This is a genomic window from Effusibacillus dendaii, from assembly GCF_015097055.1.
Classification (GTDB): Bacteria; Bacillota; Bacilli; order Tumebacillales; family Effusibacillaceae; genus Effusibacillus; species Effusibacillus dendaii.
On the sequence record NZ_AP023366.1, the window covers coordinates 352205 to 375689 of the forward strand.

A 23485-nucleotide genomic window follows, 5' to 3' on the forward strand; every position below is an offset into this window, starting at 1 on the left:
TTTACACACGGTGTCGATCGAAGAGATAACCATATAGGCGAGTATTTTTTCAAATGATTTGATCTGGATATCCAGACAGGATTTTACAAAATTATGTCTCGAAATTCAAAATTGCAATAAAAGTAATGGACAGGGTGAATCGAAAGGAATGCCTTTCCCGCCTCGTGTCATGGCAGAAGAGGTGGGGTTATTGTTAGAGAGGAATCTATAGTCATTTTATGCTAACGGGAATCGAGAGTGGAGGAGCGTAAATTTTACGACTCCTCTTTGAGCTTGATTAGTTAATGGGTAGATCGCGAACATCATAATTGCTCGTGGCGTAAACTTTTTGCCCGATAATTCTCTCGCCCGATGTGTAATTGGTCACAGTGGGTGCTGGTGCTACAAGTGGCATGGGCACTCCATACGAGACCTGTCCTGTCGCTCATGTGAGGAGGGGATTATGTAAGGAAGTGGGGGCAGTCCCACTTCCCTGAGAAAGGAGGTACTTGTACGGTGCTTGGCGCTCCCGTTGGGCTATGAGGGAGTTGTCCCTCACTATAATCTATTCATGCAGAAATAATAGGGGACTACACGTGTGCTGAAGATCGAACAAAATCCGCAGGTATTGCAAGCTCCCGAAAATACCTGATTTGATTGATGCTGTTAATGTATTTTTCATTTTTCTTCCGTACGATAAAGCCAGTCCATACAAGGGAGGTAGGAATGATGCGGGAACATGCGTACCGAATGAATGAACTGATGATGCAGCACGGGCACGTACTGCACCACGGTCCAGGGCTTGTTGCACTGCTGCTGGCAGCAGCGGTGTGGGGCGTAGCAATGGTGTGTGGCTGGCGGTTATTCCGGAACGGGGCAGGGGGTTATAAACTGCTCGGACTGCTTTTGATCGGGATTGGACTGCTGCCGTTGAGTGGGATATTGATTCCGGCATTGCTAATCGGAGTGCTCGTATGGATCTGGAAAAAAGGCAAAAGAGTATCACGCGAACGTGAATGGGCGGACGTTGTCTCGGCTGCGGCCGCAGCAGCCAGTGTTCGCCCGGGTTACGATGTGCTGGATGAATGGGAACGCAAGTTGCGTAACAATCAAAACCAAACTAAAGGAGAATGAACAGTATGGGAATCTTAAAACGTGTGCGTGATCTGGTGTCGGCAAATCTGCATGAGGCGTTCGATCAGTTGGAAAATCCGGTTGTGATGATCAAGCACTACATACGCGACCTGGAGAAAGAAATTGACCATGCGGAAACGGTGCTTGCGCGCCAGGAAGCGGCGGAGCAAATGTTTACGCGTCTGGTCACTGAGACGGAAGCGCGGGTGGAGAAACGATTGCGGCAGGCGAAGCTGGCGGTAGAGACGGGGGAAGAAGACATGGCAAAACTGGCGCTCGCAGACAAATTGGAGGCGGAAGCCAAACTTGCTGAGTACCGACAACAAGTAGACGTCATCCGTGAGCAAACGCTGCGACTGCGTGGACAGTTGGAAGAACTGTGGGCAAAGTATCAAGAACTGGAAAGCCGGAAAGTGTATCTGGTATCACGGGCGGCAGCCGCACAGTCAATTCGGCAGATGAACTGCGTGATGGATACGGTCGACACAAAAAGCGCTGTAAAAGGATTCGAACGTATGGAAGAACGCGTGCGGATGATGGAGTTGCAGGCGTCTATCAGAACCGGACGAGCCCGAAAGACAGGACTGGTTTCTCAGGTTGGCGAACGCGAGTTGCAGGAGCGTCTGCAAATCGAATTGGAGAAATTGAAAGCAGAGAGCAGATAGGACCCATCGGCAATAGGAGAGACCCTTATTTCTCAAGGGTCTTTTCGTTTTTTACTGAATCCTTTTTATGCGAATCTCCCGATCAATGCCTTCTACCTTCATTTTGTAATCACCTGTGCCGTAGGATAAATTTCATGCCAAATCTGTCCGTTATCCAATTCAAAAGTGGAAGTGCCGTCCCATCCTTTAAAGTCTCCCAAAATATTGCACAACATCGCTAGTCAAATAGGGAATATGAGTGGAGCTGGAAATAGTAAAGTTGGACTGGTTCTCACATGAATGAATAGAGTCGGACAGATTCAGGGAACCTTGTTTATACTGAATCGTTAACCAAATGAATGTCAGCTGAGTTCAAAATATCGACAGATGTTCCAGAATCTGCAATTCGATAAAGATCCAGCAAAATTTGGTCTTTAGTAGGAGTGTCGAATTCATTTTGTCTACGTCCCCCACGTTGTAATCCGCGTCGAGTGTAATTTCCTTGTCGGTAATTCCGGTTGATAAACTTTTGAGCGGAACGGAAGTGTCAGTCGACGTGCTAAAGGTCGTAGCCAGGAATTTTTGAAGATTCTCGAATATCCGATTCTGCACGTGTTGTACATTCCCTCGGTAAAAAGCTTATGTAGAAAGATCAACCGCGCCTGATTCAAGCGCGGTTGATCTGTTATCTTACAGTCGCACCATACCGGTTGTCGTGGCGTTCAAATTCAAACGTGGCGCAGCGAGTTCCTTTTGTTGTACCGACAATTTCATTGCCGTTTGACAACACCTCAATGGCATCTGCTGTACAGTTTCGGTCTTTATCGTTAAAAATGCACTCTTCGACGCCACACTTCACTCCGTTTGGCATTTGACCCCCACCTCCTGTTAATAATGTACCCGCCTGGCACAGAAAACATTTTGCCTGTTGTTGGCGGCAAATGATATAATAGGCTGGCTGAACATAACGGCAAAAGGGGGTCTTTTACATGGAGAGCGGACAGGATTTCTTTCTTGTAAAAGCGAAAGAGAACGGTGTACATGTAATTGGATTGACACGGGGTGCGGATACCCGCTTCCATCATACAGAAAAATTGGACAAGGGCGAAATTATGATTGCCCAGTTTACGGAACATACATCTGCTATTAAGGTTCGCGGTAAAGCTGTGGTAATGACCAAGTTCGGACGGATTGATACATATTCGGAGGACGATTAAGCAAAAATCGGGCGAGGCTCACTCGCTTTTCTTTTGTATCGTTTATCACTTCATCTTGTGTTATACTATTTAAACGAAAATATTTTATTTAATTCTGCGTGTTTGCGAAGGGAGATGGAGAAACTGCTTACAGAGAGAAAAGACCGGGAATCTGCATCTCTTCGTATGCACAAGCATGCACTAACTCAAATGAGCCACCGTTACCTCAAACAGTGGCTGGATACTCCGATACCGGAATTTTTTCAATTGCAGACAGCGGCGGCTATTCTGCAAACGGCCGGTCGGGAAGAGGAAGAAATTGAACTGGTCACTACCGTTTTATTGCTTATTTATCATGGACTGTCAACACATGAAAATATAGATGATCAACCTACCGCTAACCAAAAGTCTCGACAGCTTAAAGTATTGGCTGGCGATTATTACTCCAGCAAATATTTTTATCTGCTGGCTGCAAATGGCAAAATCGGTCTAATCGGTCGATTTGCGCAAGCAATTGCCCGCATAAACGAGGCGAAGGCGGAGCGAATCCAACTGCTGCCGCCCAACCATTCCAATATTGAAACTTATCTGGCGCTGCACGAGCGGATAGACGGGGAACTTTTATATGTATTATGCGCGGAATATATGCAGGATGAGGCAGTTCTCAGCGATATCGTCCGGATGCTTGTATATGTGCAGGTATTGGGTCTTCAATACAATCAGACGAAAAGCATGCCGCTGCAGGTTAGAAACGGCATTTCAGGATTGTTGTATGACCGTTTGAAATCGGGGCTGGCGGCTGTTCGTTCGTTGTTGTCATCCCAATCGGAACTTGTCTACGATAAGTTTATGGCAGTCTGCAATTATCTGGATCAGCTTTATTGTTCGCAGACGATTGCAGTGAAAGGTGAATGAAGCGATGAATCAGTTTTCCTCCAAGGAAGAAAAAGTTCATTATGTATTCTCTCGCATCGCGGAACGATATGATTTGATGAACAGCGTACTCAGCTTCCGGCAGCATAAAGTATGGCGGACGTACACCATGAAACGGATGAATGTAAGACCTGGGCAGTCCGCTATTGATGTCTGCACCGGAACGGGTGATTGGGCGATCGCGCTGGCGAATGCAGTAGGGCCAAACGGCCGCGTTGTCGGTGTTGATTTTTGTGAGCCAATGCTGGAAAAAGGAAGAGCGAAAGTCGAGCAAAAAGGGCTTTCGCAAAATTTGGAACTGCTCTATGGAAACGCAATGGCACTGAACTTCCCGGATAATACGTTTGATTATGCGACAATTGGTTTTGCGTTGCGAAATGTACCGGATGTGTTGCATGTGCTCCGTGAAATGACCCGTGTGGTAAAACCGGGGGGCATGGTGGTGTCACTTGAATTGTCCAAACCGGAATGGCCGCCGTTTCGTTCGTTATATTACTTTTATTTCGACAAAATTCTTCCTCGCATCGGGAATGCGGCCGCAAAAGACAATATCTCTTACAGTTGGCTGCCGGAATCATTAAAAGGATTTCCGGGGCGGCTTCAATTGGAAGAGATATTTCGGCAGGCTGGACTGGAACGGGTGGAGTCAAAACCGTTGACGGGCGGCATTGCTGCCATGCATATCGGATATAAACCGGCACGATAAGCACGTGTTATTTTTTTGAAGTTGCAGATAGGGTGGAATGAATGAACCTGAACGACATTTACCAACATCTTAAAAACGATCTTGATTACATGGAGTCCTGGTTAGACCGGGAAGTGCGTTCCAGTCAAAAAGATTTGGAAAAAGCGTCGTCACATCTTCTAAAAGCGGGCGGAAAACGAATCCGCCCGGTTTTCGTGTTGTTAAGCGGACGTTTCGGTACATACGATTTGGAAAAATTAGCCCGGGTGGCTGCCGTGTTGGAACTTATCCATATGGCCACTTTGGTGCATGATGATGTGATTGATGATGCCAATACGCGCCGTGGGATTCCCACAGTCCGTTCCGAATGGGGAAATCGAATGGCGATGTATACGGGCGATTTCATGTTCGCCCGGGCTCTGCTGCTGCTTTCTGAGATCCCGAAGCCCGAAATACACCAGGTTTTGTCTTCAGCCATCGTTCGAGTGTGCGAAGGCGAGATTGAACAGGTGCGCGATTTTTATCGGCTGAATCAAACTTTCCGAAACTATTTGCGCCGCATCAAACGCAAAACAGCCATTTTGATGGAAGTATCCTGTCTGTTGGGGGGATTGGTTGCGGAAGCGAATCCGCTCCATGTAAAAAGTTTAGGGCGGTTTGGTTATTATTTGGGGATGTCATTTCAAATTATTGATGATATCCTGGATTTTACCTCCACCGAACAGAAGCTGGGCAAGCCTGTAGGAGCAGATCTCCTGCAAGGAAACATCACGCTGCCGGTTCTCTATGCGCTGAAATGCACACCTTATGACGAACAGCTGCGAACATTGATTCGCCGCAATATGACCAATGACCAATTAGCTTCCGCGATTCAACTGGTCAAACAGTCAGGCGGAATCGAATATGCCAAAAAAGTCGCCGATCTTTACCTGGAAAAATGTATTGCGGAACTGCATCGTCTGCCGGGCGGACAACCGCGCGATTTGCTGGAAGGGATTGCTCGTTTTACGACAGTCCGCGAGTTTTAAAGGAATCGCCCATACAGATTCGTTTACATAAGAAACACCAAATTTGCAACGCTTGCGGATCCTATGATGAATTAGTAAAATGATCAGGGATTCAATAAAAGATGGGAGTTGTTGAAAAATGGAACGTTCTTTTTTAATGGTCAAACCGGATGGTGTGCAACGCGGATTGATCGGGGAAATCGTATCCCGTTTTGAAAAAAAGGGATTCAAGCTGGTGAATGCGAAACTGATGCAGGTATCGCGCCAGTTGGCAGAAAAGCACTATGAAGAGTTGAAGGACAAGCCTTTTTTTGGCGAGTTGGTTGATTTTATCACATCCGGTCCGGTTTTTGCGATGGTTTGGGAAGGCAACAATGTAATCAGCGTTTCCCGTGCCATGATGGGCAAAACCAATCCGGCAGAAGCGGCGCCTGGAACCATTCGTGCCGATTACGCTGTATCGGTGGGCATGAATATTATTCATGGCTCCGATTCGCCTGAGAACGCGAAACGGGAAATTGACCTTTGGTTTAACGGCGAAGTCGTGTCATACGAAAAAACGATCGATAAATGGATCTGATCGCTACATATGGAATTGGCATTACAACCGCTTGTCCTGCAGAGGAAGGCGGTTTTTTGTTTTTGCTGGAACCGCAAGCGATCGACAGGAATTGGCCGTTAAAGCAACGAATGTAAAAGGGGACAAAACTTCCAGCGAATTATGGGGTGTCCGCATGATTGACAACTTCGACGTATTTATGGGAAAAATTTTTAAAAAAACAGGCATCGATCTCACCAAATACAAACGTCCACAGATGGAACGCCGGTTAACCGCCCTGCGTGACAAACATGGATATCGCGATTTTAACGCGTATTTCGATGCAATCAATCAAAATGAATCGTTGTATTATGAATTTCTTGACCGGATGACGATTAACGTATCGGAATTTTTCCGCAACGATAACCGTTGGCTGGTGTTGGCGGAACGGATTTTCCCCGAATTTCTAAAACAAAAGCGGAAGCTGAAAATCTGGTCGGCCGCCTGTTCGACCGGCGAGGAACCGTACACGATTGCTTTGATTTTGAGCCGGTTTCTGCCGCCTGCAGAAATTGAAGTATTGGCAACCGATATTGATGAAAATGCAATAGTGAGGGCGAAGACAGGGGTCTACCACGAACGGTCCTTGACGGCGGTGCCGCACGATCTGCGGAAGAAATATTTTACTGCCAAGGATGGCGGTATGTATGAAATTTCCAGTGAAATCAAGCGGTGTGTAAAATTTCAAAAGCAGAATCTATTGGAAGACCGGTTTGATACGAATTTCGACCTGATCGTGTGCCGTAATGTGATTATTTATTTTACGGAAGAAGCGAAAGACATGCTGTTTCACAAATTTGCCGCTGCTTTGCGGTCAGGCGGGATTCTGTTTGTAGGTTCAACGGAACAGATTTTTAATCCGCAGGTATACGGCTTTCGTACATACGATACGTTCTTTTACGAGAAAAACTGAAGGAGTCGGAAAGACCTGGCCTAAAAATTTGGCCGGCTCTTTATTAATACAGACTTAAAATTTTGACTAAGTATGATATGCTTACATGTAATAAGAGATGGAGATGTGTCTGTGGGAGAGTGAGGAAAGCCGTGAACAGTGAGTCTGCGTTGCGCCGGGACATCCGAATATTGGGGAATATGTTAGGCGAAGTGATTATTGCACAGTGCGGGGACGATGTGTTTCAATCTGTCGAAAAGGTACGGGCAGCGGCCAAAGAACTGCGAGCGAATGAATCGCCTGCCGGAAGAGACGATTTTGTGATGACGGTGCAAACGATTCCTGCCGCTCACCGTACGTATGTGATACAGGCGTTTGCCATGTATTTTCAATTGGTAAACATTGCGGAACAGAATCACCGGATTCGGAGAAAACGGGAATATGAACGTTCTTCTGGTTCGTTGCCGCAGCCGGATTCGATACGCAGTGCGATTCTTTCGATGCGGGACAAGGGCATTCAACCTGACGAAATGAGATCGTTAATTGATGAATTAGGGGTAGAACTGTTTTTAACCGCACATCCGACTGAAGCGATGCGCCGCACGGTGCTTGACAAACATCATGAGATCTCGCTGATTTTGGAAAAACTGGACGATCCGTTGCTAAGCGAACGGGAAGTAAAGCAGATTGAAAAAAGGCTGCGTGCCGAGATCACAGGTTTATGGCAAACCCGGCCTGTTCGCAAAGAGCGAATTACCGTGTTGGACGAGGTTCGTAACGGACTTTATTTCCTGGATCAAATACTGTTTGATGTGCTGCCGTTCATTCATCTTGAAATGGAAGAGCAAATCGCTTCCGTTTATCCGGAACTTGATTTGGAAGTGCCCAGTTTCCTGCGTTTCGGTTCCTGGATGGGGGGCGACCGGGACGGAAATCCGAATGTGACGGCTGAATTGACATTTCAAACGTTATTGCTGCACTTTGATCTGGCAATACGCAAGTATGAGGAAAGAGTCCTCCGGTTGGGAAGGGATCTCAGCCAATCGTATGAAATTACTGGCGCCAGTCGGGAATTGATCGATTCGCTGCAGGCATTGAGGCCGCCTGACGAGCCCTATCGGGAGAAAATCAACCAGATTTTGATGCGTCTGCAGGGCACCAAAAACCGTTTCCACGGGGAAGTGCAAGGCGAATCGGCAGCAATCGGCTTTTATAACAATCCAAAGGAATTTCTTGCCGATATCCGGCTGCTTGAACAGTCCCTGTTGGCGCACAAGGGAAAAGAGATTGCCGAAGTGAAGGTCCGCCCCCTGATCCGGCAAATTGAACTGTTTGGTTTTCATATGGCAACCCTCGATATCCGGCAGCACAGCGAGGTTCATGAGAACGCGATTGAAGAACTGCTCGCCCTGGCTAAAATCGGACCGTACAAACAACGGAACGAATCAGAAAAAATTGAACTGCTCACTCAACTTTTGCAGGATCCAAGGCCGCTTGTCAGCCGGTTTGCGGAACTTAGCCCGGACACGAAAGAAACGCTTGCTGTATTCCATACGATCCGCCGTGCGCATGAATGGTTTGGCGAAGATTGCATCCGCAATTATCTGATTTCCATGTCTCAGGGAGTCAGCGATCTGTTGGAGGTACAGCTGCTTGCGAAAGAAGCGGGATTGTTCAATTGGCAGCCGGACGGCAGTTTAACAAGCCGTCTCAATATTGTGCCGCTCTTTGAAACGATCGAGGATTTGCGGGGAGCGCCCGCCATCGTGGATCGATTGTTTGACAATCCGGTTTACCGGAATCATTTGGCGCAGTTGGGCGACCTGCAGGAGATTATGCTCGGCTATTCGGACAGCAATAAAGATGGCGGGTATCTGACAGCGAACTGGGAGTTGTACAAAAGCCAGAAAGCGATTTTTGAAGTGGCGAAGCGATATGGAATCCGGCTCAAATTTTTCCATGGCCGCGGCGGTGCTCTCGGGCGGGGCGGCGGTCCGCTGGAACGAAGCATTCTGGCCCAGCCGCCGGAAGCTTTGCACGGGAAAGTGAAAATCACCGAGCAAGGGGAAGTCATTTCGCAGCGGTACAGTCATCCGGAAATTGCCAAACGGTCATTGGAAAAAGCGGTTTCCGCCGTATTGGTCGGCTCGCTGAATGTGCAGACGGAACGTATGAAAGAAACGGAGCGCCGCTGGTCGGTGATTTTGGAAAAGCTGTCGCAGGATTCATTCGATGCGTATCAGTCGTTTGTCTACCGGAACGATGAGTTTTTAACCTACTTCTATGAGGCGACACCGATTAACGAATTAAGTGAAATGAACATCGGCTCGCGTCCTGCCAAACGAAAAAATTCAGCGCGGATTCAAGATCTGCGGGCCATTCCGTGGGTGTTCTCCTGGACTCAAAACCGCCATCTGCTGCCTGCCTGGTTTGGTTTTGGGACGGCGGTGGAAAGCTATTTGATGGAACAGCCGGACGCCTCGGAAGATTTTAAACGAATGTATAAGCATTGGCCGTTTTTTAAAGCGATTATCGACAATATACAAATGGCGTTGGCGAAAACGGATATGCTGATTGCGTCCGAATATGCCCGCTTGGTTAAAAATCAGGCCTTAGCGGACCGCACGTTCTCGAAAGTGTTGGATGAATATGAGCGGACCCGAACGATCGTTTTGATGATCACGGATGAGCCGGAAATATTGGCGAACAGCCCGGTGATTCGTGAGTCCATCCGGTTGCGAAATCCGTATGTAGACCCGCTCTCCTATTTGCAGGTGATGCTGCTGCACGAACTTCGGCAAGCAGAGAATGACGACCAGTTTGCTAAGATACTGCAGGATATTTTGTTGACCATTAACGGAATTGCATCTGGTCTTCGCAATACGGGCTGATATTTACGCGCCAAACAATCGGAAAGAGGAAGTGTGAATGGATTGAAAATCCGTTGCAATGATTGTTATGAGGAAAACGACTTGGAGAACGACCGGTGTGTCCGCTGCGGGCGTTTGCTGGAGGATGCCCGCAAAGATCAAACGCGCAGCAAGTTTGATATTCAGCATTACGATGCGCCAAACGTAATCAGGAAAAATACAGATTCGAAAAAAGTATGGTAACAGGAAGCGATAACAAGAACCGGCATACGGTCGTTTCATCTGTCATTCCGGACGATTATGACGGCAAAATGGTGAAAGAGTTTATCCGCAACCGATTACAAATTTCGCGCCGCTTTTTGCGAAAAATTGTACAGGAGCAAGGGGTGAGGGTGAACGGGCTGCCGGTCTTTCTCACCTCGCGGCTGCGGTCGGGTGACCTGCTGGAGCTGTTTCACGAACCGGAGCGATCTGAGTTTATAAGGCCGGAAACAATGCCGCTTGACATTGTGTATGAAGATGCGGATTTGCTCGTCTTAAACAAACCGGCCGGACAGGTGGTCCATCCAACAAAAGGGCATTACGAGGGGACCCTGGCCAATGGCGTAGTCGATTATTGGCAAAGAAAAGGGGAAACGGCGCGTTTTCGGCCGCTGCATCGGCTTGACAAAGACACTACCGGACTGCTTTTGATTACGAAAAATCAGTATGCGCATCACAAACTGTCACAGCAACTCCTGGCAAAAAAGGTGCGCCGGGAATACTTTGCGATTGTTCACGGCAACCTGAGAGAAGAAGAACTGACAATACGTGCACCGATTCGGCGGTTGGAAGGACATCCAACGGCAAGGACAGTGGCGTCCGACGGTCAAACAGCCGTGACGCATGTTTCTGTTTTTGAACGCTTGGCAGAGGGGACAGTTGTCAGACTGCGCTTGGAAACAGGCCGTACCCATCAGATTCGGGTGCATATGTCGCATATCGGACATCCGCTCTATGGCGATCCGCTATATGGGATAGGGGAGCCGGACGGCATAAACAGGCAGGCGCTGCACGCAGTCAAACTTTGCTGCACTCATCCTCGCATCGGAACGCATCTGGAATGGCAGGCTGAATTGCCGGCAGATATGAAAATGTTGCTCCATTTATTGCGAAACGGACAGCCTAATCTGAACAGCAAAGGTGGATGACAATGGGCACTAGAGTGTCCATTGACGTGCCAATTTTTGCTAAGTTACAATAGAAGCGAGTATCGGGACGGTTCGGTTCATGTAGTGTTGCTTTGTGGCGACACTTTTTTCATTCAAGGAGCGTGTATCATGTTAGATTTTTTGATTGTGACGGGAAGTTTATATCTGCTTTACAATTTCGGCATGCGGCAAATGGTGCGGGCGTGCCTGTTTCACAGCCGAACGTCAGACCGAATGGCCAATTTTTTATTCTTAACGGCGGGCTGTACAGTTACGTTATACATAAGTGTTCTATTCCTGTTTCCTCATCTGGCCGGTTGGTCCGTGCTTGCCAAAAGTTTGCTTCCGACTGTGAGCGGTATCTGGCTGGGTGAATTTATGTACAGCCGCAATCTGCATGTTACCATGCGTCTGCTGCAGCGAATTCGACGTAAAGGGGACCGGACAAGTGAATGAGAAGTGGGACGGCAAACAAATTTTGCTGCAAATGATGGAAACACCTGGCGTTTCCGGCTATGAGTCGGCCATTTCCAAGCTGGTGGAATCCCAACTGCGACTCTTTACGGACAAGATCAAACGGGATAAAGTGGGCAACCTGATTGCTTGTGTGGAAGGAGAAGGGGACTCTCCCCGGCCCCGTATCCTCATCGCTGCCCATATGGATGAAATCGGTTTGATCGTGACGAAGATCGAACAGGGAGGATTTGTCCGCTTTACACAGCTTGGCGGATTCGACCCGCGGACACTGATTGGGCAGGAAGTGGTTGTCCACGGCCGAACCGACTGTCACGGGATTGTCGGATCCAAGCCGCCCCATTTAACAAAGCCGGAAGAACGGGAAAAAACGATTCCTCTCAAGGAACTGTATATCGACCTGGCTATGCCGGAAGCGTCAGTTCAAGAGCGGGTTCAAGTGGGGGACATCATCACCATCCATCGCAAAGCGATGCAGCTGCAAAACGGATTTCTGGCAGGTAAAGCGCTTGACAACAGGGCGAGCGTAGCGGCGATGCTGGAATGTCTGCAGGAGATGAAACGGCTGCGCATCCAGGCGGATGTCTATGCGGTGGCCACCGTTCAGGAAGAGGTGGGGCTGCGGGGAGCTGTAACGGCTGCCTTTGGGATCGATCCGGATATCGGAATTGCGTTGGATGTAACGCACGGTTTAACGCCTGGTACCGCGAACGATCTCGCTTTTAAACCGGATGCGGGCTGTGTGATCGCGGGAGGACCGAATATTCACCGGGAGATTTTTGAGAAATTCAGTGAATTGGCGAAACGGCACAACATCAAGCACCAAATTCGTTTTAACCAAGGGCCGACAGGCACCGATGCGAACGCCATTCAAATCACCCGTGACGGGATACCCACAGGTCTCCTGTCTGTGCCGCTTCGCTATATGCATACGTCGGTGGAAACGATCTGCTATCGGGATGTAGAGCGCACTGGCAAGCTCCTGGCCTATTTTATTGAAGCGGTCGATCAATCGTTCGTGGAGGGATTGTCTTGCTACTTAAAAAACTGACGGAAGCGGCGGGTCCGTCCGGCTATGAGGACGAAATCAGGCAAGTGATCTATGAACAGGTTCATAATTATGCGGATCGTGTATATACAGACAGCCTGGGCAGTTTAATCGTTGAAAAAAACGGTACGCTGCCGGGTCCCCGCGTCATGCTTTGCGCCCATATGGACGAGGTCAGTTTGATGATCGTTCAAATCGAAGACAGCGGGTTGTTAAAATTTCGGCCGATCGGCGGGGTGGACCCGCGCGTTTTAGTATCCAAACCAGTCCATCTCGGCAAGAATAAAATCCCCGGAGTGATTGGATCGAAAGCAGTTCATCTGCAAAGTGTGGCGGAACGCGGCAAGCCGGTTGCAATCGATAACATGTATATCGATATTGGCGCCAGCAGTAAGGAAGATGCTGAAAAATATGTGAAACTCGGCGATTTTGCCGTTTTTGCCACCGAATACCAGGAAATCGGCCAGCGCTGTGCCAAAGCGAAATCGTTTGATGACCGTGTGGGCTGCGGCGTTCTGATTGAAATCCTGCGCAAATCCTTTCAAATCCCGCTTGTGTTTGCGTTCACTGTGCAAGAAGAAATCGGACTGCGTGGAGCGGGGGCGATTGCTTACCGGATCAATCCCGATATTGCACTGGTGATTGAAGGCACAGTTTGTTTTGATGTGATCGACGCACCGGAGCACGGTATGGGTACAAAACTGGGACGGGGACCTGCACTGACCGTAATCGACGCCCACATGATCGGCAATCGAAACGTATTGGATGAGTTGAGGCGGGCAGCCGATTCGGACCGGATTCCTTATCAAATACGAAAAGCGAGCGGCGGCGGAAACGATGCGGGACGCATTCACACGGCAAGAGGAGGCATCGCAACGGGCGCTGTTTCGGTGCCCACCCGCTACATTCATGCCCCTTCCCAGATAATCAGTCTTGACGATTATGAGAACACCATCCGGCTCGTTGAATCGTTTTTGCGAAATGTCGAAAGAGGAGGCATCCGATTTTCATGAAAGAGTTATTGAGCAAACTGGCCAGCGCATCCGGACCGTCCGGTTCGGAACGACATATTCGCGAAATTCTGGAAGAACTGTTGAAACCGCATGTCGATCAACTCACAACCGATGTGCTGGGCAACCTGATCGGGTTCAAGAAAGGAACGGCAACAGACAGGAGAACCGTTCTGCTGGAAGCAAACATGGACGAGTCAGGTGTGATGGCGATCCATATTGAAGACAACGGGTTTATTCGAATCGTTCCGATCGGCAATCTGACAGCCGCCTCCCTGATTGGTGAGCGGGTGAGGTTTACGACCCGAACCTGGGGAGTTGTTGGCGTTTCTGCTGACAAGCCGTTGAAAGACGTGACTTTTGCCGATCTGTTTGTGGATGTGGGATGCGAATCACGACAAGAAACAGAGGCAAACGTAAAAATCGGTACCGCTGCTGTAATCGACAAAGGCGCATTTGAATTGGGAAAGCACCGGATAGCCGGTAAATCGCTTGACAACCGGGCGGGTTGTGCGATTTTGGTTGATGTGCTGAAAAAACTGGGTTCCTATGAATACGATCTCTATGTTGTTTTTGCCGCGCAGGAAGAAGTGGGATCGCGCGGGATTCGAGCGGCCGCTTTTTCTATTGAGGCTGATTTGGCGTTTGTGGTCGGAACTGCCAAAGCGACCGACACGCCTCAAGCGGATAGGGGTTCCCTTGCGCTTGGAAAAGGGCCTGCCATCAAGGTGATGGACCGCGGAGTCGTGATTCCTCCCCACTTGAAGCAACATTTGATAAAAACGGCGGAACGCATGGGGATTCCTTACCAATTGGAAGTATCTTCGGAGACGATAAGCGATGCAGGGCAAATCCTGCTAACGCGAGACGGCATACCCACGGGAGCGGTATCCGTTCCTATGCGATATCGTCAGACACCTTCACAGGTGGTCGATCTGCGTGATCTGGAACAAACATCAAAGCTGGTCATGGAAAGTCTGCGCGGCGCCTCCAATTGTTTTCTATAGACAACTGCTTTATAATAGTAAAGATAAATACTTTATAATATTTAACATAAATAAACGAATGTATTCTTCGGTTGCATGCGCAATTGTTGTTTTGCGGGGATATATGGGGAGGAAACGGAATGTTACGGTATTTGACTGCAGGTGAATCACACGGTCCTCAATTGACGGCGATCATTGAAGGACTGCCGGCCAATTTGCCTCTTTCCATTGAGAAAATCAACCATCAGTTGTGGAGAAGGCAGCAGGGCTTCGGGCGCGGCGGGCGCATGCGAATCGAAACAGACCAAGTGAAAATCGGCAGCGGGATTCGGTTCGGGGAAACGAGCGGCATGCCTGTCACGCTTGTGGTGGAAAACCGCGATTGGAAAAACTGGGAACAACGCATGGCGATTGAAGGAAATCCGCCGGACGATCTGGAAATCGTAACAAAACCGCGTCCCGGTCACGCTGATTTGGCGGGCGCATTAAAATATAATCAAACGGATATTCGGAACGTGCTGGAACGGGCGAGCGCCCGCAACACGGCAACCCTTGTGGCAGTGGGAGCGGTGGCTCGTCAACTGTTGGAACAGTTTCAGATTCATGTGTACAGTCATATTGTTGAGCTGGGACCGATTCAGGTGGGACCCGTCGAAGGTACGATTGAAGAAATTGCCGCCCGCGCGGAGCAGTCGCAGGTGCGTGTCGCCAATCCGGAAAAAGAACAAGAAATCATTAAATTGATTAAGAATGTGCGAAAAGAAGGCAACTCACTGGGCGGTATTTTTGAAGTGGTGGTCACCGGGGTTCCGTTTGGCCTTGGTTCCTATGCGATGCCGGACCGCAAGCTGGACAGTCGATTGGCGGGCGCCTTGATGGGCATCCAAGCCATTAAAGGTGTTGAAATCGGGATGGGGTTTGATGCGGCTCGGAACTTTGGTTCCGATGTGCATGATGAAATTTTTTATTCGCCAGAAAAAGGGTATTGGCGCGGAACGAACGGAGCCGGAGGAATCGAGGGCGGTGTCTCAAACGGCCAGCCGATCGTGGTGCGGGCTGCCATGAAACCGATTCCTACTTTATACAAACCGCTTCGCAGTGTGGATATGCGGACAAAAGAGCCGTTTGAAGCAAGCATCGAACGTTCTGACGTATGCGCGGCGCCGGCTGCCGCTGTGGTAGGAGAAGCGATAGTCGCATGGGTGATTGCCGCCGCCTTTATGGAGAAGTTTGGTGGCGATTCCCTGCAGGAAACACGCGCCAATTACAATAACTTTGTTTCGATGGTGAAAGACAGATGAGCGGTGAACAGCAGACCGTAACGGTCGATTTGGGGGAACGCAGTTATCAGATTTTGATTGGCGAAGGGTTGCTGCACGAAACGGGCAAATTGGCCCAACAAGCGGGGATCTCGTCAAAATCCGCTTGTCTTGTCGTTTCGGACAGCCATGTGGCTGCTGCCGGTCACTTGAAAAAAGTGACCGACTCTTTGCGGAATTCCGGATACCGGGTCGCGGAAGCGGTGATTCCGGCGGGAGAAGAGTCGAAAACGCTTGCGGTCGCGGAACAAGTGTTTGATCAGGCGTTTGATGCGGGACTTGACCGCAAATCTGCGATTTTTGCCCTTGGTGGCGGAGTGGTGGGAGATTTGGCCGGATTTGTGGCAGCCACTTATATGCGGGGAATTGCATTCGTTCAGCTTCCGACGACCGTTTTGGCACATGACAGTTCGGTTGGCGGCAAAGTGGCGGTCAATCACCCGAAAGGAAAAAATGTGATTGGCGCCTTCCATCAACCTAAACAGGTTGTTTACGACATATCCGCTCTGCGTACGCTTCCGTTGAGGGAAATTCGTTCCGGCGTGGCGGAAGTGATCAAGCATGGCATCATTTGGGACCGGTCCTTTTTCGAATGGATTGAAACATCAATCGATCCGATTATCGAGCTGGATTCCCGTATTCTGGCAAACATGTTGGCACGTTCCTGTGCGGTGAAAGCGGCAGTCGTTTCGAAAGACGAGAAGGAAGACAACCTGCGGGCCATTCTCAATTTCGGACACACGCTGGGCCATGCCATCGAATCACTGGCCCGCTACGGCACGTATACGCACGGGGAAGCAATCTCCATCGGCATGGTATTCGCGGCCGAACTGTCCTGTGAACTGGGCAAAACGGACCGTGCATCTGCAGAACGCATTCGCAACCTGCTGCAACGGGCGGGTCTGCCGACTGAGATGCCAGCCAACCTGGATCCGGCTGCATTATTGCAATCGATGAAACAGGATAAAAAGGCGACCGGTGGCAAACTCACCTTTGTGCTGATGTCGGAGATTGGACGCGTGGAAATTATAAATGATATAGACGAAACAGTTGTCTTGAACCTGCTTCGTCGACTGGGGAGGAGCTCATGATACGGGGAATTCGCGGCGCCAACACGGTAGAAGAGAACTCGGCAGATGTCATTCTCAAAGCTACGGGCGATTTAATGAAAGAAATTATTGCCGCAAACGACTTTCAGCCGGAAGAAGTTGCTTCTGTGCTTGTTACGGTAACACATGATTTGGATGCGGCGTTCCCTGCTGCAGCGATACGCACGATTCCCGGGTGGAATTTGGTTCCGGTCATGTGCGCGCAGGAAATACCGGTTCCGGGCAGTATGCCGATGTGTATTCGGGTAATGCTGCACGTCAATACGGACCTGCCGCAAAAAGAGATCAACCATATCTTCCTGGGAAGGGCCACTGCGTTACGGCCCGATCTGGCGGAAAAAACTAAATCTTGACGAATGTTACGGCAGCACGTTACACTAGATTTAACGTTTTTCAAGAATAGCGCAGAGCATGATAGGAAGAAATACCCAGTACAGATGAGCACAGTTGAGAACAGAAGAGTAGAGCAGAGACCGAGCATAAGAGTAGAGTTCCGGAAAGGATGTTTTCTTTCCGATTGATTGCGTATGTGAAGGTCAGGGCTTTGCTCTGGCCTTTCTTGCATGTTAAACCCCGTTTTTTGGTCGACAGGAATTTTATAAATTGTATCCTATCGGCATCGGCGCATCCATGCGCAAGACAACAAGGTTCGCCTGCGCTTAGGCTTGGCGAAGCCAAGTTTTCTTTAACAGCTTAGAAAGTATAAAAATGTGATATTCCATCACCATTTTTATCCTTTCGGCTGTCGAAAAAGGCTTCCTCTATTAGACGCCACTTTTTTCTTGAATATGCTTCGGTAGAAGCCTTTTTTAACTAGCGGAGCCCAGATGAGAGGAGACTTGCACACATGAAAACAGAACTTGAAAAACTGGTTAACGGCGAGGACTTAACAGACACCCAAGCGGAACAAGTAATGGATCAGATTATGAGCGGAGAGGCGACTCCTTCGCAAATTGCCGGTTTTTTGACGGCATTGCGGGTGAAAGGAGAAACGGTTGACGAAATTACCGGATTTGTCCGCAGCATGCGCCGACATGCGATACCTGTTGTGTCCGGAATTGAAGGACTGCTTGACACATGCGGCACAGGGGGCAGCGGGGTAAATAAGTTTAATGTTTCCACCGCGTCCGCTTTTGTCCTGGCCGCAGCCGGTGTTCCGATTGCGAAACATGGAAATCGCGCCGCATCGGGCAAAGCGGGCAGTGCCGATGTACTGCAGGCGCTGGGAGTGAATATTGAATTAAATGCGGAAGAGGCCCGAAAATGCCTTGAGACGGCAGGCATCTGTTTTATGTTCGCTCCCCTGTTCCACCAGTCGATGCGGCATGCGGTAGGTCCTCGCCGGGAACTGGGATTTAAAACGGTGTTCAACATTTTAGGGCCGATGACCAATCCGGCAGGTGCCAAACGGCAGGTAATCGGTACATTTTCTCCGCTGTTGCTGGAAAAAATGGCCCGTGTGCTGGCCAATATGGGTGCGGAACATGTGATGGTGGTGTACGGTTCGGACGGGTTGGACGAAATTACGGTAACCGGCCCGACACAGGTGGCAGAACTAAAACATGGACGTATCGAACTGTACGAAATTGAACCGCAGCAGTTCGGGCTTTCCACTTATGAACCAAGTGAGATCGAAGGCGGCGACCCGACTGTCAATGCCAACTTGATCCGACGTGTTTTTGCAGGTGAAACGGGCGGTCCCCGTGACATCGTGGTGTTGAATGCGGCTGCCGGGCTTTATGTAGCCGGTAAAGCAGCCTCTATCCAGGAAGGAGTCGATCTGGCAGAAGCGATCATCGATTCGGGCAAAGCCCAACAAAAGCTGGATCAATTGGTGGAAGTGTCCAACGGGTTTGTGAAGGAGTTGAAGTAATTTGATTCTCGATCGAATTGTTGATGTGAAGCGGCAGGAAGTGGCTCGCTTGCGCGAGTCGCTGAACGTTTCGGAAGCGTTAAACCAGATTGCCGGGTTGCCGCCGACCAGGGGATTTATCAATGCGCTTCGATCGGCGCAAACCGAAGTTGCTCTGATTGCCGAAGTGAAAAAAGCGTCTCCTTCAAAAGGGGTGATTCGCCCTGATTTTGACCCGGTGGCGATCGCCAAGCAATATGAAGCGGCGGGTGCCAGCGCCATTTCCGTACTGACGGATGAGCAGTTTTTTCAGGGGAGTGGCTCTTATTTGGGAGAAATCCGCAAAGAAGTAGGACTTCCTCTGCTGCGGAAAGATTTTATAATCGACGAGCTGCAAATTTATGAGGCCCGAATGCTGGGAGCAGATGCGATTCTTTTGATCACGGCGATCTTGTCGGTTGATGAAATTCGCCGTTTTCAATCCCTGGCGGCCGATCTGGGATTGGATGCGCTTGTTGAAGTGCATGACCGGCAGGAACTGGCCAGCGCATTGGCGGCAGAAGCTCGCTTGATCGGTGTGAACAATCGGGATTTACGAACATTTGACGTGGACCTGAACACTACGGTTGAAGTGGCGAAACAGCTGCCGGAAGGGTCCTTTCTCGTATCGGAAAGCGGCATTTTCACATATCATGACATTCAATTCGTCAGACAGGCAGGCGCGTCCGCTGTGCTGATCGGCGAATCGCTGATGCGGGCCGATTCGATTCCGTCCGCAATTGATCAATTATTGGGCAGGAAGACGGAAGTATGACCCAAATCAAAATCTGCGGACTGATGACAAAAGAGGCAGTAGAGTGCGCTGCGCAAGCCGGTATTGACTATATCGGATTCGTGTTTGCCGAGAGTAAAAGACGGGTCACTGCGGAGCAGGTTGCCGATTTGTGCGCAGGCGTTCAAACACCCAAGCGGATTGGCGTGTTTGTCAACGCAACGCTTCGCGAATTGCTGACGATCGGCGAGCAGGCCGGATTAGACGGTTTTCAACTGCACGGTGACGAATCACCCGATTTTTGCCGGGAACTGCGGGCTGCATCAGGCAAACCGGTCTGGAAATCCTGGTCCGTCAAATCGGATGGGACGGACGGGCAGATCGCCGATTTTCAAACGGCGGTGGATGCGGTTCTGCTTGACACCTACCAGCCAGGCGCAAAAGGAGGCACCGGCCAGACTTTCGATTGGCAGGCGATTGATCGTTTTCGGGAACTGCTGCCAAATATCCCGATTTTGGTGGCGGGCGGCCTGTCTGCCCAGAATGTGGGAGAGCTTGTGAAAAACTACCGTCCTTACGGCGTGGACGTTTCATCCGGTGTGGAAACAGACGGTGTGAAAGATATTGAGAAAATGAACTTGTTTATACAGAAGGTGAGGGAGCAAAGCTGATGTATCCGGATAATAAGGGACGATTCGGCAAATTCGGCGGCAAGTTTGTGCCGGAAACGTTGATGAACGCGCTTGACCAGTTGGAACAGGATTATTACAAATACCGGCAGGATCCGAATTTTCAGCGGGAATTGCAGGAATTGCTGACCGAGTATGCGGGCCGTTCGACTCCGCTTTACTTCGCCAAACACCTGACGGAAAAATTGGGTGGCGCAAAAATTTACTTGAAACGGGAAGATTTGAACCATACGGGTGCCCATAAAATCAACAATACGTTAGGGCAAGGGCTGCTTGCCAAATATACAGGCAAGAAAAAAGTGATTGCCGAAACAGGAGCGGGCCAGCATGGTGTGGCATCAGCAACGATCGCAGCTTTGCTGGGCCTGGAATGTACTGTTTTTATGGGTGAAGAAGACATTAAACGGCAAGAACTGAACGTGTTTCGCATGAAGCTGTTGGGCGCGAGCGTGGTGCCCGCCGTATCCGGCACCCGTACGCTGAAGGATGCAACAAATGAAGCGATTCGCCACTGGGTGGAACATGTCGAAGACACATTCTACATTATCGGTTCGGTCGTTGGACCGCACCCCTATCCGATGATGGTGCGGGATTTCCAGCGTATTATTGGCGACGAAACACGCCAGCAATATTTAGAGAAAGAGGGCCGTTTGCCGGATGAAATCGTTGCCTGTGTAGGGGGCGGTTCGAATGCGATGGGGATTTTTTATCCGTTTATTGAGGACGCATCTGTGAAGCTGACAGGCGTCGAGGCGGCCGGTGAAGGGGTGGATACGGAGCGGCATGCCGCTTCTATCACGAAAGGCAGACCGGGCGTCATTCACGGGGCGTTGACGATGCTTCTGCAGGATCAATATGGGCAGGTGTTGCCTGCTCACTCCATCTCGGCTGGGCTTGATTATCCGGGGGTCGGGCCGGAGCATGCGCATTTGGCTGACTCCAACAGGGCTCAATACGTGTCGGTCACAGATCAGGAAGCATTGCAAGCGCTGCAGGAATTGGCCTACGTTGAGGGAATTATTCCGGCGCTGGAGTCGGCACATGCGGTGGCTCATGTGCTGAAAATCGCTCCTGCATTGCCGAAAGACTACGGTATCGTGATCTGCTTGTCTGGGCGCGGCGACAAAGATATGCAGAGCGTGATGGGCTATTTGGGGGTGGAGAAATGAGCCGCATCGAAACGGTTTTCGCTGAATTGAAAGCAAAGGGGGAAAAGGCGTTCATTCCGTTCATTACGGTGGGCGACCCTAGTTTGGAATGGACAGAACGCCTGGTCCGCGATATGGAACAAGCGGGCGCCGATATTATCGAGTTGGGCATTCCTTATTCCGATCCGTTGGCGGACGGACCCGTTATTCAGGAGGCGGCACTGCGATCGCTTGCAAACGGCACCACAATGGAGGACGCGTTCTCGCTTGTAGCCCGTTTGCGGCAAGCGGGTGTAAAACTTCCCTTGATCCTGTTTACCTATGTAAATCCTGTCATGCAATGGGGAATCGAACGTTTTTTTGAAACCGCAAAACAAAACGGAGCAGACGGTGTTATCATTCCTGATTTGCCGCATGAAGAAAGTCTGGAGGCAAAACAGGCGGCAGCCAGATACGGTATTGACCTGGTGCCGTTGGTAGCTCCTACCAGTCAACAACGGATTGCCCAAATTGTGAAAGAAGCGAGCGGATTTGTTTACTGTGTGTCGTCACTGGGCGTAACCGGCGTGCGCAACGAGTTGTCAGAAGGCTTGTCCGCTTTTGTAACGGACGTGCGTTCAGCTGCGACGGTGCCAGTGGCAGTCGGGTTCGGTGTCAGTACGCCGGAACAGGCGGCTGTGATTCGTGAATTCGCGGACGGCGTAATTGTGGGTTCCGCCATTATTCGGCGCATCCAACCGCTGGCAGATGCAATCGCGAAATGTGAGCAAGCGGAGATTGATAAAGCATATCAGGCTGTAATAGATTTTGTTGCATCGTTAAAGGAGCCGCTTCGGGGATGATTCATTTTAACAAAATTGCGATTGTGGGCTGCGGATTAATCGGCGGCTCACTGGCGCTTTCACTTCGCTTACACGGGGTATCAAACCAGATTCATGCGGTGGATGTGGACCGGCAGGGTCTGCAGCAGGCGCTTTCTCTTGGCGTTATCGATCATGCGGCAGACAGTTTGGAAGAGTTGGTAACGGATGCCGATCTTATTATATTGGCAGTACCGGTGCAGCAGGCAATCAGTTTGTTGGAAAAACTGGCCGAGCTGCCTCTCAAAAAAGGATGCATTGTGACCGACGCAGCCAGTACGAAAAAGGAGATTTGTGAATTTGCCCACAATCGCATGCCGGAAGGGATTTCTTTTATCGGTGGGCATCCGATGGCCGGTTCCGAACGGACGGGAGTTCTCGCGGCAAGCCCCAGACTGTTTGAAAATGCGGTCTATGTTTTGACGCCGTCTCCTGGCCAGGACCCGATTGCCGTGGAAACGCTCCGTAAAACGTTTGAACAGATTCGAGCCCATGTCCTTTTCATGGATCCGCTTGAACATGACCGGATTACGGCGGCAGTCAGTCACGTTCCACACCTGGTGGCAGGACTTTTGGTCGATCAGGTGGCCGATTTGGATCTTGAAAATCGGCTCTACAGTCAGCTGGCGGCAGGCGGCTTTCGCGATGTTACCCGTATCGCATCGGGGAGTCCGGTGATGTGGCGGGATATTGTTCTCACCAATAAAGAGCCGATTTTGCAGCTGTTAAAAGACTGGAATCACCGGGTTGCACAGTGGATCGAATGGATCGAATCGACAGATGTGGCAAACATGGAATCGTTTTTTACGAGGACGAGAGACTGGCGGGATGCGTTGCCGGCGAAAGCGAAAGGCGCTGCCGCCAATTATTATGAGATCGCGCTGGATGTGGAAGACAAACCGGGTATTATTGCAAACGTTACTACCGTTCTCGGCCAGCATCAGATCAATTTGCGAAATATTACGATCCTGGAGAACCGCGAAGAGATCAACGGTCAGCTGCTGTTGTCGTTTGCCTCCTGCAGCGAACAGGGGGAGGCGTTGCGCGTACTGCAGGAGCTTGGCTACAAAGTATTTGCCCTTGAATGAAA

General features: G+C 50.0%; 26 protein-coding genes. 25 read left to right on the forward strand and 1 reads right to left on the reverse strand.

The genetic code is table 11. From position 1 onward, the window contains the following. The first annotated feature begins 708 nt into the window (after positions 1–708). Both skT53_RS01835 and skT53_RS01840 read left to right on the forward strand, forming a co-directional pair. Positions 709–1113, forward strand: a complete 405-nt coding sequence (locus skT53_RS01835) for a hypothetical protein (RefSeq protein WP_200759512.1) — start codon at positions 709–711, stop codon at positions 1111–1113. Between the two features lie 5 nt (positions 1114–1118). Continuing rightward, positions 1119–1778, forward strand: coding sequence for a PspA/IM30 family protein (locus skT53_RS01840; RefSeq protein WP_200759513.1), 660 nt, complete (start codon positions 1119–1121; stop codon positions 1776–1778). A 664-nt stretch (positions 1779–2442) separates the two neighbouring features. Here the strand turns inward: skT53_RS01840 and skT53_RS01845 are convergent. Continuing rightward, a complete protein-coding gene (locus skT53_RS01845) occupies positions 2443–2628 on the reverse strand; it encodes a DUF1540 domain-containing protein (protein ID WP_200759514.1) in 186 nt (61 codons plus the stop codon). Between the two features lie 118 nt (positions 2629–2746). Here skT53_RS01845 and mtrB point away from each other — a divergent pair, with 118 nt between their 5' ends. The 23 genes from mtrB (at position 2747) to skT53_RS01955 (ending at position 23483) form a co-directional block, all read left to right on the forward strand. Next, positions 2747–2974, forward strand: a complete 228-nt coding sequence (gene mtrB / locus skT53_RS01850) for a trp RNA-binding attenuation protein MtrB (RefSeq protein WP_200759515.1) — start codon at positions 2747–2749, stop codon at positions 2972–2974. Positions 2975–3088: 114 nt separating this feature from the next. Beyond that, positions 3089–3868 carry a heptaprenyl diphosphate synthase component 1 gene (locus tag skT53_RS01855; protein ID WP_200759516.1) on the forward strand — a complete coding sequence of 260 codons (780 nt, stop codon included), beginning with the start codon at positions 3089–3091 and terminating at the stop codon, positions 3866–3868. Between the two features lie 4 nt (positions 3869–3872). Further along, positions 3873–4592, forward strand: coding sequence for a demethylmenaquinone methyltransferase (locus skT53_RS01860; protein WP_200759517.1), 720 nt, complete (start codon positions 3873–3875; stop codon positions 4590–4592). 41 nt (positions 4593–4633) lie between these two features. Continuing rightward, on the forward strand, positions 4634–5599 hold the full coding sequence (locus skT53_RS01865; RefSeq protein ID WP_200759518.1) for a polyprenyl synthetase family protein: 966 nt from the start codon (positions 4634–4636) through the stop codon (positions 5597–5599). 118 nt (positions 5600–5717) lie between these two features. Continuing rightward, positions 5718–6158, forward strand: coding sequence for a nucleoside-diphosphate kinase (gene ndk, locus skT53_RS01870; RefSeq protein WP_200759519.1), 441 nt, complete (start codon positions 5718–5720; stop codon positions 6156–6158). Next, a complete protein-coding gene (locus skT53_RS18750; RefSeq protein ID WP_264175990.1) occupies positions 6149–6274 on the forward strand; it encodes a hypothetical protein in 126 nt (41 codons plus the stop codon). Before ndk ends, skT53_RS18750 begins: the two co-directional genes overlap by 10 nt. A 38-nt stretch (positions 6275–6312) precedes the next feature. Then, the gene (locus skT53_RS01875; protein ID WP_318978583.1) at positions 6313–7089 is read left to right on the forward strand and encodes a CheR family methyltransferase; all 777 of its coding nucleotides are present in this window, start codon (positions 6313–6315) and stop codon (positions 7087–7089) included. 131 nt (positions 7090–7220) lie between these two features. Then, a complete protein-coding gene (gene ppc, locus skT53_RS01880) occupies positions 7221–9959 on the forward strand; it encodes a phosphoenolpyruvate carboxylase (protein WP_226375306.1) in 2739 nt (912 codons plus the stop codon). A gap of 81 nt (positions 9960–10040) precedes the next feature. Continuing rightward, positions 10041–10181 carry a hypothetical protein gene (locus tag skT53_RS01885; protein ID WP_200759520.1) on the forward strand — a complete coding sequence of 47 codons (141 nt, stop codon included), beginning with the start codon at positions 10041–10043 and terminating at the stop codon, positions 10179–10181. Next, positions 10175–11128, forward strand: coding sequence for an RluA family pseudouridine synthase (locus tag skT53_RS01890; RefSeq protein ID WP_200759521.1), 954 nt, complete (start codon positions 10175–10177; stop codon positions 11126–11128). The genes skT53_RS01885 and skT53_RS01890 overlap by 7 nt, the downstream gene beginning before the upstream one ends. 129 nt (positions 11129–11257) lie before the next feature. After that, complete coding sequence (locus tag skT53_RS01895; RefSeq protein WP_200759522.1) at positions 11258–11584, forward strand: hypothetical protein; 327 nt, start codon at positions 11258–11260, stop codon at positions 11582–11584. Continuing rightward, positions 11577–12653 carry a M42 family metallopeptidase gene (locus tag skT53_RS01900; RefSeq protein ID WP_200759523.1) on the forward strand — a complete coding sequence of 359 codons (1077 nt, stop codon included), beginning with the start codon at positions 11577–11579 and terminating at the stop codon, positions 12651–12653. The genes skT53_RS01895 and skT53_RS01900 overlap by 8 nt, the downstream gene beginning before the upstream one ends. Next, complete coding sequence (locus skT53_RS01905; RefSeq protein WP_200759524.1) at positions 12635–13663, forward strand: M42 family metallopeptidase; 1029 nt, start codon at positions 12635–12637, stop codon at positions 13661–13663. Before skT53_RS01900 ends, skT53_RS01905 begins: the two co-directional genes overlap by 19 nt. Continuing rightward, positions 13660–14667: a zinc-binding metallopeptidase family protein gene (locus skT53_RS01910; RefSeq protein ID WP_200759525.1), complete on the forward strand. Its 1008-nt coding sequence runs from the start codon at positions 13660–13662 to the stop codon at positions 14665–14667. The genes skT53_RS01905 and skT53_RS01910 overlap by 4 nt, the downstream gene beginning before the upstream one ends. A 119-nt stretch (positions 14668–14786) precedes the next feature. Further along, on the forward strand, positions 14787–15947 hold the full coding sequence (gene aroC, locus skT53_RS01915; RefSeq protein WP_200759526.1) for a chorismate synthase: 1161 nt from the start codon (positions 14787–14789) through the stop codon (positions 15945–15947). Beyond that, positions 15944–17056: a 3-dehydroquinate synthase gene (gene aroB, locus skT53_RS01920; RefSeq protein ID WP_200759527.1), complete on the forward strand. Its 1113-nt coding sequence runs from the start codon at positions 15944–15946 to the stop codon at positions 17054–17056. The genes aroC and aroB overlap by 4 nt, the downstream gene beginning before the upstream one ends. After that, positions 17053–17427 carry a chorismate mutase gene (gene aroH / locus skT53_RS01925; protein ID WP_200759528.1) on the forward strand — a complete coding sequence of 125 codons (375 nt, stop codon included), beginning with the start codon at positions 17053–17055 and terminating at the stop codon, positions 17425–17427. The genes aroB and aroH overlap by 4 nt, the downstream gene beginning before the upstream one ends. Positions 17428–17921: 494 nt before the next feature. Next, entirely contained in the window at positions 17922–18947 is a 1026-nt protein-coding gene (gene trpD / locus skT53_RS01930; protein ID WP_200759529.1) for an anthranilate phosphoribosyltransferase, read from the forward strand. A 1-nt stretch (position 18948) separates the two neighbouring features. Then, the gene (gene trpC, locus skT53_RS01935) at positions 18949–19740 is read left to right on the forward strand and encodes an indole-3-glycerol phosphate synthase TrpC (protein WP_200759530.1); all 792 of its coding nucleotides are present in this window, start codon (positions 18949–18951) and stop codon (positions 19738–19740) included. Beyond that, entirely contained in the window at positions 19737–20369 is a 633-nt protein-coding gene (locus tag skT53_RS01940) for a phosphoribosylanthranilate isomerase (RefSeq protein ID WP_200759531.1), read from the forward strand. The genes trpC and skT53_RS01940 overlap by 4 nt, the downstream gene beginning before the upstream one ends. Then, positions 20369–21556: a tryptophan synthase subunit beta gene (gene trpB / locus skT53_RS01945; RefSeq protein ID WP_200759532.1), complete on the forward strand. Its 1188-nt coding sequence runs from the start codon at positions 20369–20371 to the stop codon at positions 21554–21556. The genes skT53_RS01940 and trpB overlap by 1 nt, the downstream gene beginning before the upstream one ends. Continuing rightward, on the forward strand, positions 21553–22377 hold the full coding sequence (trpA, locus tag skT53_RS01950; protein ID WP_200759533.1) for a tryptophan synthase subunit alpha: 825 nt from the start codon (positions 21553–21555) through the stop codon (positions 22375–22377). The genes trpB and trpA overlap by 4 nt, the downstream gene beginning before the upstream one ends. Then, positions 22374–23483 (forward strand): prephenate dehydrogenase, encoded by a 1110-nt coding sequence (locus skT53_RS01955; RefSeq protein ID WP_200759534.1) that lies wholly within the window; start codon positions 22374–22376, stop codon positions 23481–23483. The genes trpA and skT53_RS01955 overlap by 4 nt, the downstream gene beginning before the upstream one ends. Positions 23484–23485 lie beyond the last annotated feature (2 nt).

Bases quoted from the DNA above. Each gene is read 5' to 3' on its own strand.
- skT53_RS01845 (WP_200759514.1), bottom strand. From the start codon at position 2,628: ATGCCAAACGGAGTGAAGTGTGGCGTCGAAGAGTGCATTTTTAACGAT.
- skT53_RS01865 (WP_200759518.1), top strand. From the start codon at position 4,634: ATGAACCTGAACGACATTTACCAACATCTTAAAAACGATCTTGATTAC.
- trpB (WP_200759532.1), top strand. From the start codon at position 20,369: ATGTATCCGGATAATAAGGGACGATTCGGCAAATTCGGCGGCAAGTTT.
- skT53_RS01855 (WP_200759516.1), top strand. From the start codon at position 3,089: ATGGAGAAACTGCTTACAGAGAGAAAAGACCGGGAATCTGCATCTCTT.
- mtrB (WP_200759515.1), top strand. From the start codon at position 2,747: ATGGAGAGCGGACAGGATTTCTTTCTTGTAAAAGCGAAAGAGAACGGT.
- aroB (WP_200759527.1), top strand. From the start codon at position 15,944: ATGAGCGGTGAACAGCAGACCGTAACGGTCGATTTGGGGGAACGCAGT.
- skT53_RS01890 (WP_200759521.1), top strand. From the start codon at position 10,175: ATGGTAACAGGAAGCGATAACAAGAACCGGCATACGGTCGTTTCATCT.
- skT53_RS01875 (WP_318978583.1), top strand. From the start codon at position 6,313: ATGATTGACAACTTCGACGTATTTATGGGAAAAATTTTTAAAAAAACA.
- skT53_RS01840 (WP_200759513.1), top strand. From the start codon at position 1,119: ATGGGAATCTTAAAACGTGTGCGTGATCTGGTGTCGGCAAATCTGCAT.
- skT53_RS01955 (WP_200759534.1), top strand. From the start codon at position 22,374: ATGATTCATTTTAACAAAATTGCGATTGTGGGCTGCGGATTAATCGGC.
- trpA (WP_200759533.1), top strand. From the start codon at position 21,553: ATGAGCCGCATCGAAACGGTTTTCGCTGAATTGAAAGCAAAGGGGGAA.
- skT53_RS01835 (WP_200759512.1), top strand. From the start codon at position 709: ATGCGGGAACATGCGTACCGAATGAATGAACTGATGATGCAGCACGGG.
- ndk (WP_200759519.1), top strand. From the start codon at position 5,718: ATGGAACGTTCTTTTTTAATGGTCAAACCGGATGGTGTGCAACGCGGA.
- trpD (WP_200759529.1), top strand. From the start codon at position 17,922: ATGAAAACAGAACTTGAAAAACTGGTTAACGGCGAGGACTTAACAGAC.
- skT53_RS01860 (WP_200759517.1), top strand. From the start codon at position 3,873: ATGAATCAGTTTTCCTCCAAGGAAGAAAAAGTTCATTATGTATTCTCT.
- skT53_RS18750 (WP_264175990.1), top strand. From the start codon at position 6,149: ATGGATCTGATCGCTACATATGGAATTGGCATTACAACCGCTTGTCCT.
- skT53_RS01910 (WP_200759525.1), top strand. From the start codon at position 13,660: ATGAAAGAGTTATTGAGCAAACTGGCCAGCGCATCCGGACCGTCCGGT.
- aroH (WP_200759528.1), top strand. From the start codon at position 17,053: ATGATACGGGGAATTCGCGGCGCCAACACGGTAGAAGAGAACTCGGCA.
- skT53_RS01895 (WP_200759522.1), top strand. From the start codon at position 11,258: ATGTTAGATTTTTTGATTGTGACGGGAAGTTTATATCTGCTTTACAAT.
- skT53_RS01940 (WP_200759531.1), top strand. From the start codon at position 19,737: ATGACCCAAATCAAAATCTGCGGACTGATGACAAAAGAGGCAGTAGAG.
- aroC (WP_200759526.1), top strand. From the start codon at position 14,787: ATGTTACGGTATTTGACTGCAGGTGAATCACACGGTCCTCAATTGACG.